A 9,841-nucleotide genomic window follows, 5' to 3' on the forward strand; every position below is an offset into this window, starting at 1 on the left:
TCCATGCGGACGCGTCAAATGGCAATGACGGGTAAGAGTAAGGAAAAGTTGCGACAAAGTTGATCACGATTCCGCAACGGCGGAAGGGAGGGGGGTTTGGCCCGGCGCCCCCGTGACAGGCCGCCGGATCCCCGTGCTGCTAGTCGATTTGCCGGGTTTTAGAGATGTCTGCGGCGTAGTGTCGGGTTCCGGGGTAGCGGACGCGCCAGTAGCCGTCCGTGTGCCCGAGGACCATGCCGACGAACGCGCCGGCCGCGTCGGTCGTCGTCCGGCCGACGGTCTGCCACTCCGAGGTCGTGTCCGGTCGCCAGAGGATCTCCAGCCCCTGCTTGGCGAACGGGCCGTAGTCGGTCAGGCCGCGCGGGTCCACCCTGGTCAGCGAGCCGCGCAGCCGGACTCCGTCCGCGCGGGCCGGACGCTCCGCCCGCACCCCGGCGAGCCTGGTCTCGCGCCTCAGCTCGAACGAGGCGTACTCCGTGACGGTCGCCCCGTTCGCGCCCTTGGCGGTGGCGGTGATCGTCCAGGTGCCGGCCGGGTAGAAGCGGGTCAGCCTCTTGTCCGGCAGGAAGCGCCAGGTCTGCCAGCCGCCGGTGTCCTTGACCCGGGCCGCGCCCAGCTCCAGACCGGTCATCGCGGCCGCCCCCTGCTTCGGGGCCGTCATGCGGGGCCCGCCGTGGGCCAGCCGCCACACCAGCCTGGGCGGCACCGCCGCGTCCTGCTGCGTGCGGACGCCGTCCTTCGGCCCGCCCGTCCCGGTCTCCTGCGCGGGGTCCCTGGCGGGCTCGAGGTCGGTCAGGTCGGGGCCCTCCTTGGGGGGCTCCTGGCCGTCCGGGTCGCCGGGGGTCACCGGCGGGTCGGAATCGACGGGCGGCGTGACGGGCTGTACGGCGGGCTGCACAGCGGACTGTACGGCGGGCTGGGCAGCGGGCAGTGCCGCGGGCTGGGCGGCGCTCTGGGGCGTCGCTCCGGTCGCGGGGCTCGGCACCGGAGGTCCGGCCGGGGACGCGGCCCAGGCACTCACCGGGACGGCCGATCCCAGCCCGAGAACGTGCCCGGGAGCCCGGCCCGGCGCCAGCGCCGGCGCTTGGCCGGGGCCCCACACCGCCTCTTCGGCGGGCTCCTGCGCCGCACCCTGCTCGGCGGGCCGGACGGGCTCCTGCGCGGGCTGCTGGTCGGGCTGCTGCGCGGGCTGCTGAGCGGGTTCCTGCGCCGGAGCACCGCCCTGCGGGGCCGGCGCGGCAGGACGCGGTTCGGGGACGCCGACAGGCGGCGCCCCGGGCTCGACCTTGACGGTGACGCCGTCCTTGCCGTGCGCCCCCCTCGCTATCACATCGATCACCAGCCGGACGGATCCCTGCGCCCCGACCACGGGTTCCGCCGGACGTACGGTGATGCTGCGGATGGCGGGCTCGGTCGCGGCGGAGGCAGAAGGTGCGGGCACCGTGAGCGACCCCGCCGCGAGCGAGACGAGAAGAAGACTTCTGGTCATGATCGAGACGGTAGGAACCGTCCGGTAATGGACATGACCACAACACACGCCCCGAATGGCAAAGCCGGGCGCTCAGCCGGCGTAGAGCCCCTCGATGACGTCGGCGTACTTCGCATGGATGATCCGCCGCTTCAGCTTCAGGCTCGGGGTCAGCTCCTCGGTCTCGGCCGTCCACTCGACGCCGAGCAGCGCCCACTTCTTCACCTGCTGCACCCTGGCCAGCCTGGCGTTGGCCGCCTGCACGGCCGTGCGCACCTCTTCGAGCACCTCGGGGTGCCCGGCCAGTTCGGCCAGCGAGCCGAACACGATGCCGCGCGCCTGCGCCCAGCCCGGCGCGACCTCGGCGTCCAGCGTCAGGACGGCCACGGGGTGCGGCCGGTTGTCGCCGTAGGCGAGGGCCTGGCCGATGAGGCCGTGCTGCTTGAGGTGGTTCTCGATCTCGGCCGGGGAGATGTTCTCGCCTCCGGCGGTGATGATCAGCTCCTTCTTGCGGTCCACGACCCGGTAGAAGCCGTCGGCGTCCACGGTGCCGATGTCGCCGGTGTGCAGCCAGCCGTCGGCGTCGACGAGTTCGGCGGTGGCCTCGGGGCGGTTGAGGTAGCCGGCGGTGTTGAGCGGGCTGCGGGTGAGGATCTCGCCGTCCTCGGCGATGCGCACCTCGACGCCGGGCTCGGCCATGCCGACGCTGCCCAGGCGGTAGCGGGTCGGGCTGTTGCCGGTGAAGGCGCCGGTCGTCTCGGTCATGCCGTACACGTCGATGACCTTGAGCCCGAGACCGGCGTAGAAGCGCTGGACCTCGTCGGGCAGCGGCGCGGCCCCGGTGGCGGTCCACTCCGCGCGGTCGAAGCCGATCATGGCGCGGATGACGGACAGGAGCGCGGCGTCGGCCTTCTCGTAGGCGGCCTCGATCTCGGGGGTGATCGTGTGGCCGTACTGGCCCGCCTCGACGTAGGCGACGCCGGCGGCCATCGCCTCGCGCACGGCGGCCTGCTGCTCCTCCGGCTGGGTGGCGAGCACGGCGAGCAGGCGGGCCATCATCTTCTCCCACACGCGCGGCACGCCGAAGAACATCATCGGCCTGACCTTCCCGAGCGTGCCGCCCAGGCCGGCCAGGTCGGTGCAGAAGTGCACGTGGGAGACCTTGACCAGGGGCAGGTAGAGGCTGAGGACCCGCTCGGCGATGTGCGCGTAGGTGAGGTAGGAGATCTGGGTGCCGCGCGTGGGCAGCGCGGTGAGGCGGTCGGTGGCGGCGACCTCGTAGAAGATGTTGGTGTGGGTGAGCGGCACGCCCTTGGGGGTGCCGGTGGTGCCCGAGGTGTACAGGACGGTGGCGACGTCGCCGGGGGTGACGGCGGCGGCGCGGGCCTCGATCCGCTCGCGACCGGCGGCGAGGTGCTCACGGCCGAGGACGAGGAAGTCGGCCCAGGCCATGAACCGGTCGCCGGCCGGGGCCCCGTCCAGCATGATGATCTTGCGCAGGCCGTCCAGCCGGTCGAGCGCCGGCTCCCAGCGGGCCAGTTCGGCCGGGCCGCCGAGCACCGCGTAGCGGGCGCCCACGTCGCCGGCCACGAACGCGATCTGGTCGGGGGCGAACGTGGAGTAGACCGTGCAGCCGACGCCGCCGGCGTGCACGGCGCCGAGGTCGGCCAGGACGTGCTCGCTGCGGTTGATCATCATGAGCGCCACCGCCTCGCCGGGTTCGAGCCCGAGCGCGACGAAGGCGGCGGCGATCTCCAGGACCCGTTCGCGGGCCTGCCCGTAGGTGAGGGTGCGCCAGCCGTCCCCGTCGGGGTCGGAGTAGGCGGGCGCGTCGTGGTGCTGTTCTGCCGCCTGTCGCAGGTGCTCACAGACGGTACGGCCGGCGATCAGCCGCTCGATCTCGGCCCGGACTTCGAGGACTTCGGCCATGGCGCGCGCCTCCGGTCAGTGTCCACTTACATGAGTGACCTGCATCGCACCACACCCCCGGGACAGCGGCAAGAGCTTGTACGGAAAGATCCGCATCCATCACGTAAGGTGATCAGTCAGGTACGGGGAGTGCGGGGGGAGCATGAACGACAGGACCTTCTTCGGGCATCCGTGGGGCCTGGCCACGCTGTTCGGCACCGAGATGTGGGAGCGGTTCTCGTGGTACGGCCTGCGGGCGATCCTGGCCACGTTCATGGCGGCCTCCCCCGCGCACCACGGCCTGGGGCTGTCGCAGGAGACCTCGCAGGCGGTCGTGGGGGTGTACGGGGCGCTGATCTACCTGGTGGCGCTGCCCGGAGGGTGGATCGCCGACCGCGTCCTGGGGGCGCGCAGGTCGGTGTTCTGGGGCGGGTTCGTGATCATGCTGGGGCACATCAGCATGGCGATCCCGGTGACGTCGGCGTTCTTCGTCTGGCTGGGGCTGCTGCTGATCATCACCGGCACCGGCCTGCTCAAGCCGAACATCTCGGTCATGGTCGGCCGGCTCTACCCGGAGGAGGACGACGGCCGCAGGGACGCCGGCTTCTCCCTGTTCTACCTGGGCATCAACCTGGGCGGGTTCCTCGCGCCGCTCGTGGTGGGCTGGCTGGCGGCGGGCGACCGCTGGCACCTGGGGTTCGGGGCGGCGGCGGTCGGCATGGCGCTGGGCCTGACCCAGTACGTCCTGGGCCGCCGGAGCCTGCGCGGCGTCGGCGAGCGCCCCGGCCTGCCGCTGACCCCGTCCGAGCGCCGCCGCGCGGTCCGGTACGTGACGCTCGGCGCGCTCGCGACCGCGCTGACGCTGGCGGCGTGGGCGGCGAGCGGCACGCTCACGATCGACCGGTTCACCCTGGCGATCACGCTGGTCATCCTGGTGGTGCCGGTCCTCTACTTCGGTTACATCCTGCTGGGCAGCCACGACCTGACCGAGGACGAGCGGATCCGGATGAAGGCCTACGTCTGGCTGTTCGCCGCGGCGTCGGTGTTCTGGATGATCTTCGATCTGGCGCCGAGCAAGCTGCTGTTCTTCGCCCAGGACCACACCGACCTGTCGCTGTTCGGCGTGCCGATCCAGCCGGCCACGACGCAGTCGTTCAACCCGCTGTTCATCATGATCTTCGTACCGGTGTTCGCGACGTTGTGGGTGAAGCTGGGCACGCGGGTGAGCACGCCGCAGAAGTTCGGGTTCGCGCTGGTCATGGTGGGGCTGAGCTTCGTGGTGATGGCGGTGGCCGCGCAGTTGGCCGGCGCGGGGCGGGTCTCGGTGTGGTGGCTGGTGCTGGTCTATCTCATCCAGGTGTTCGGCGAGCTGTCGCTGAGCCCGGTCGGGCTGTCGGTGACGACGAAGCTGGCGCCGGAGGCGTTCAAGGGGCAGATGCTCGGGATCTGGTTCATCGCCGTGTCGGTGGGCGACGCGGTCGGCGGGCAGACGGGGCGGCTGAGCCGCGTGCTGTCCGAACCGGCGTACTACCTGGTGCTGGCGGCCATCGCCATCGCGGCCGGGCTGGCGCTGTTCATGTTCACGCGGACGCTGCGGGTCATGATGGCCGAGCACCATGAGCCCGCCATGCGATAGACATTCCGATCGTGTCTGAACTTCTCGACCTCGTCGGCATCTTCGTCTTCGCGCTGTCGGGCGCGCTCATGGGCGTGCGCAAGCGGCTCGACGTGATCGGGATGGGGGTGCTGGCCGAGATGACCGCGCTGGGCGGCGGCGTCGTGCGCGACCTCATCCTGAACGTGCGCCCGGCCGCCTTCCAGAGCCTCGGCTACGTGCTGGTCCCGGTGGCCGCGACGCTGATCGTCTTCTTCTGGCACCCGCACGTGGCGCGGGTGATGCCGGCCATCCTGGTGCTGGACGCGGCGGGCCTCGGCCTGTTCTGCGCGGTCGGCACCGAGAAGGCCATGGAGTACGGGCTCAACCCGCTGCACGCGGCGCTGCTCGGGGTGACGACGGCCGTGGGCGGGGGCATGCTGCGCGACGTGCTGGCCGGGGAGATCCCGACCCTGCTCTACGACCGGCAGCTCTACGCCGTGCCCGCGCTGCTGGGGTCGGGGGTGATGGCGGCGCTGTCGTACTACGGGCTGCACGGCTGGCCGGCCACGCTGGCGGCGGCGCTGCTCGCCTTCGGGCTGCGCATCGCGGCGATGCGCCGCAAGTGGCGGGCGCCGCTGGCCAGGGGCGTCGGCGACTGATCCGCGCCGATCGCCGGCGCGCTCAGACCATCGCGATGAGCGGCTCCGACGGCCTCGGCGCGCCCGTGTGGCCGTGGTCGCGGGCGGCCCGCAGGCGGACGACGGCCTCGGCCAGCAGGCCGGGCGGCTGCGTGAACGGCAGGCGCAGGCAGCCTTCGAGGGTGCCCTCCAGCCCGAACCAGGGGCCGGGTGCCAGGCGCACCCCGTGGGAGAGCGCGGCCTCGGCGAGCGGCGTGGAGCCGGCGCCGTCCAGGCGGACCCAGAGCGATCCGCCACCGCGCGGCACCTCGAACCGCCACTGCGGCAGGTGCTCGCGCAGCCCGGCCACCAGGGCGTCGCGGGCGGCGCGCAGCGAGCGGCGGCGCTCGGCGCGGGTCTCCTCCAACTGGTCGAACAGCCGCGCCACCACGAGTTGCTCCAGCACCGGGCTGGCGATGTCCACCGAGGCGCGGAACGTGGTCAGCCGCCGGGCGAGGGCGGCCGTGGTGCGGATCCAGCCGATGCGCAGGCCGCCCCACCACAGCTTGGAGGCCGAGCCGATGCTGATGACGCGGCTGTCGGTGTCGAAGGCCGCCATGGGCGAGGCGCGGGGCACGTCGTCCAGTGCCAGCTCCGACCAGGTCTCGTCCACCAGCAGCAGCGTGCCGGCCCGGCGGGCGGCGCCCACGACGGCGGCGCGCACGGGATCCTCCATGAGGGCGCCCGTCGGGTTCTGGAAGTCGGGCATGAGGTAGGCCAGGCGGGCCGCCGACTGGCACATGGCCCCGGCGACCAGGTCGGGCTGCCAGCCCTCGTGGGAGACGCCGACCGGGACGAGACGGGCGCCGCGCAGCCGGGCGGCGTCGATGGCGTGCGGGTAGGTCGGCGACTCCACGATCACCGGGTCGCCCGGCGCGACGAGCAGGCCCAGGACGAGCTGGATGGCGTGCTGGGAGCCGGTGGTGACGACGATCTGCTCCGGCCGGGTGGCCGCTCCCCTGGCGGTGTAGCGGGCGGCGATCCGCTCCCTGAGCGAGGGCAGGCCCATGGGGTCGTAGCCGTTGCCCATGCCGTGCCTGGGCAGGTCCTCCACAGCCGCCGTCATGGCGGCGAGCAGGGCCGCGGGGGCGGCCGGGGCGGCGGTGTGGAGCTGGATGAGGCCGTCGCCGTCGGTGCTCAGCCACGGGTTGTCGGGCCAGACGGCCGGGTCGGGCAGCGCGGTCCAGCTTCCCGAGCCCTGCCGGCTGTCCAGGTAGCCGCCCTCGCGCAGCAGGTCGTAGGCGGCGGTCACGGTGGTGCGGCTGACCTTGAGGGTCTCGGCGAGGTGGCGCTCGGCGGGCATGCGGACGCGTACCGGGATCTGGCCGTCCATGATCAGCGTGCGGACGCCGTCGGCGAGGGCGCGATAGTACGGGCGCGCCGCCGGATCGACGCCGATCAGCCGGGCCACCTGCGTCGCTGACATGTGCCGCATAAGGCCACTTTCCGTGATTGGCCCTGTTTTGGCAAGTCAGACGATGCCACCGTGGAGCCATCATGAGCGAATCGACCGTCAATCTGCCGAGTTCGGTGCCCGCCCGCCTCGTCCGCCTGTACGGCGGCCTGGCGCTGTACGGGCTCGGCATCGCCCTGCAGGTGAAGTCCGGGCTCGGCAACGCGCCCTGGAACGTCTTCCACGAGGGCCTCAGCATGCGCACCGGCATGTCCATCGGGATCGCCCTCCTCGTGGTGGGCGCGGCGGTGATGCTGCTGTGGATCCCGATGCGGCAGCGGCCGGGGCTCGGCACCATCAGCAACGTGCTGCTCGTCGGGCCGTTCGCGGACGCCGCGATCTTCCTGCTGCCCACCCCGGAGCCCTTCGCGCTGCAGTCCGTCTACATGGTGCTCGGCGTCGTCACCATCGCCCTGTCCACCCTCCTGTACATCGGCGCGGGGCTGGGGCCGGGCCCGCGCGACGGCATCATGACGGGGCTGGTGCGGCTGGGCCTGTCGGTCCGCCTGGCCCGATTGTCCATCGAGGTCACCGTCCTGGTCGCGGGCTGGCTGCTGGGCGGTACGGTCGGACTGGGAACGGTGGTGTTCGCCCTGGCGATCGGGCCGTTGACGCAGGCCTTCACTCGCTGGTTCCCTCTGACGTGATCCCGTGGCGCGGGACGGTCATGACGCGACATGATCGACCCGGCCACGGGATCACGCTCGCTCCGAGTAGCGTTCTAGGCATGCGGATCGAGGATTACGCCCTGATCGGGGACATGCAGTCCGCCGCGCTCGTGGCACGGGACGGATCGATCGACTGGCTCTGCCTGCCGCGGTTCGACTCGCCGTCGTGCTTCGCGGCGCTGCTCGGCAACGAGCGCAACGGGCACTGGTGGCTCGGCCCCACCGGCAGGAAACCGGCCACCAGGCGGCGCTACCGTCCCGACACGCTCATCCTGGAGAGCGAGTGGGACACGCCCACGGGCACCGTCCGCGTGATCGACTTCATGCCGCCGCGCGACCGCAACCCCGACGTCGTGCGCATCGTCGAGGGCGTCTCCGGCTCCGTCGAGGTCTCCACCCAGTTGCGCGTGCGCTTCGACTACGGGCGCATCGTGCCGTGGGTGCGCCGCAGCGACGGCCATCTGCAGGCCATCGGCGGGCCCGACTCCGTGTGGCTGCACTCCCCAGTCCCGCTCAAGGGCGGCGACTACGCGCACCGGGCGACGTTCACCGTCAAGGAGGGCGACCGGCTGCCGTTCGTGTTCACCTGGCATCCCTCGCACGAGCCGATGCCCCCGGAGATCCAGTGCGACAACCAGCTCGACGAGACCGAGGCGTTCTGGGCCGAGTGGGTGGGCCGGTGCACCTACGCGGGGCCGTACCGCGAGGCCGTGGTCCGGTCGCTGATCACGCTGAAGGGCCTGACGTACGCGCCCACCGGCGGCATCGTGGCCGCGCCCACCACCTCGCTGCCCGAGGACCTGGGCGGCGTGCGCAACTGGGACTACCGCTTCTGCTGGCTGCGCGACGCCACGCTGACGCTCGACGCGCTGATCAGCTCCGGCTACCTGGAGGAGGCCGCCGACTGGCGCTCGTGGCTGCTGCGCGCGATCGCCGGCCGTCCCCAGGACCTCCAGATCATGTACGGCGTCGCCGGCGAGCGCCGCCTGCCCGAGCTGCGCCTGGACTGGCTGGACGGCTACGAGGACTCCCGCCCGGTGCGAATCGGGAACGAGGCGGTCAAGCAGCTCCAGCTCGACGTCTACGGCGAGGTCATGAACTCGCTGTTCGTCTCGCGCACCCGCGGCCTGTCGGCCGACGACCGGGCCTGGACCATCCAGCGCCAGCTTCTCGACTACGTGGCGGAGCACTGGGACGAGCCCGACGAGGGCCTGTGGGAGGTGCGCGGCCCCCGGCGGCACTTCGTGCACTCCAAGGTGATGTGCTGGGTGGCGCTCGACCGGGCGGTCAAGTACGTCGAGCACTTCGGCCGCACCGGCCCGGTGGACAAGTGGCGCACGCTGCGCGACATCGTGCACGCCGAGATCTGCGACAAGGGGTTCGACGCGCAGCGCAACACCTTCACTCAGTCGTACGGCTCGTCGGAGCTGGACGCGGCGCTGCTGATGATCCCCATCGTGGGCTTCCTGCCCATCGACGACCCCCGCGTGATCGGCACCGTCACGGCGATCGAGAAGGAACTGCTGTCCGACGGGTTCGTGCTGCGTTACCCGCTGGCCTCCGACAACGACGTGGACGGCCTGCCGGGCGGCGAGGGCGCGTTCCTGGCGTGCAGCTTCTGGCTGGTCGAGGTGATGGCCCTGCAGGGGCGCAAGGACGAGGCCAAGGACCTGTTCGAGCGGCTGCTGGAGCTGCGCAACGACGTGGGGCTGCTGGCCGAGGAGTACGACCCCCGTTACGGCCGGCTGGTCGGCAACTTCCCGCAGGCGTTCAGCCACGTGCCGCTGGTGCACGCGGCCCGCGCCCTGTCGTGAGCTCACCTGGTTGATCCGCGGGAAACGGCGCGCGACGAGGCGCGCCGTTTCCCGCGCGCCAGAAAAGAGGAATCGCCGCCGACCACTTATTCCCACGATATCGGGCGGCAACTATTCAGCCCATCTCTTATCCTGCACACCTCTCATACGCGAACATAACAGGAATCACCGCCGCCCGCCGCAATGGAGCTTGGAGACTCCGCACGGCCTGTCCTATGCTCTATCTGAAGCTTTTCGCCTCGGACAAGGAGCGATG

General features: G+C 71.7%; 7 protein-coding genes. 4 read left to right on the top strand and 3 right to left on the bottom strand.

Going from position 1 to position 9,841, the window contains the following annotated elements; translation table 11 throughout:
• Positions 1–139 precede the first annotated feature (139 nt).
• Entirely contained in the window at positions 140–1,489 is a 1,350-nt protein-coding gene (locus tag FAF44_RS16495; protein ID WP_237104043.1) for a hypothetical protein, read from the bottom strand.
• A gap of 72 nt (positions 1,490–1,561) precedes the next feature.
• Positions 1,562–3,397 (bottom strand): long-chain fatty acid--CoA ligase, encoded by a 1,836-nt coding sequence (locus tag FAF44_RS16500; RefSeq protein ID WP_237104044.1) that lies wholly within the window; start codon positions 3,395–3,397, stop codon positions 1,562–1,564.
• Between the two features lie 142 nt (positions 3,398–3,539).
• Here FAF44_RS16500 and FAF44_RS16505 point away from each other — a divergent pair, with 142 nt between their 5' ends.
• Both FAF44_RS16505 and FAF44_RS55780 read left to right on the top strand, forming a co-directional pair.
• Positions 3,540–5,012 (top strand): peptide MFS transporter, encoded by a 1,473-nt coding sequence (locus FAF44_RS16505; RefSeq protein WP_237104045.1) that lies wholly within the window; start codon positions 3,540–3,542, stop codon positions 5,010–5,012.
• 11 nt (positions 5,013–5,023) lie between these two features.
• Positions 5,024–5,632: a trimeric intracellular cation channel family protein gene (locus FAF44_RS55780; RefSeq protein WP_237104046.1), complete on the top strand. Its 609-nt coding sequence runs from the start codon at positions 5,024–5,026 to the stop codon at positions 5,630–5,632.
• Between the two features lie 22 nt (positions 5,633–5,654).
• On the opposite strand, the gene FAF44_RS16515 is transcribed toward FAF44_RS55780, so the two are convergent.
• Entirely contained in the window at positions 5,655–7,076 is a 1,422-nt protein-coding gene (locus tag FAF44_RS16515) for a PLP-dependent aminotransferase family protein (RefSeq protein WP_237104047.1), read from the bottom strand.
• A 71-nt stretch (positions 7,077–7,147) separates the two neighbouring features.
• On the opposite strand from FAF44_RS16515, the gene FAF44_RS16520 reads away from it, so the two are divergent.
• The gene (locus FAF44_RS16520) at positions 7,148–7,750 is read left to right on the top strand and encodes a YitT family protein (RefSeq protein ID WP_237104048.1); all 603 of its coding nucleotides are present in this window, start codon (positions 7,148–7,150) and stop codon (positions 7,748–7,750) included.
• 80 nt (positions 7,751–7,830) lie between these two features.
• On the top strand, positions 7,831–9,585 hold the full coding sequence (locus tag FAF44_RS16525) for a glycoside hydrolase family 15 protein (protein ID WP_237104049.1): 1,755 nt from the start codon (positions 7,831–7,833) through the stop codon (positions 9,583–9,585).
• Positions 9,586–9,841 lie beyond the last annotated feature (256 nt).

Source organism: Nonomuraea sp. MG754425, from assembly GCF_021699195.1.
GTDB lineage: Bacteria > Actinomycetota > Actinomycetes > Streptosporangiales > Streptosporangiaceae > Nonomuraea.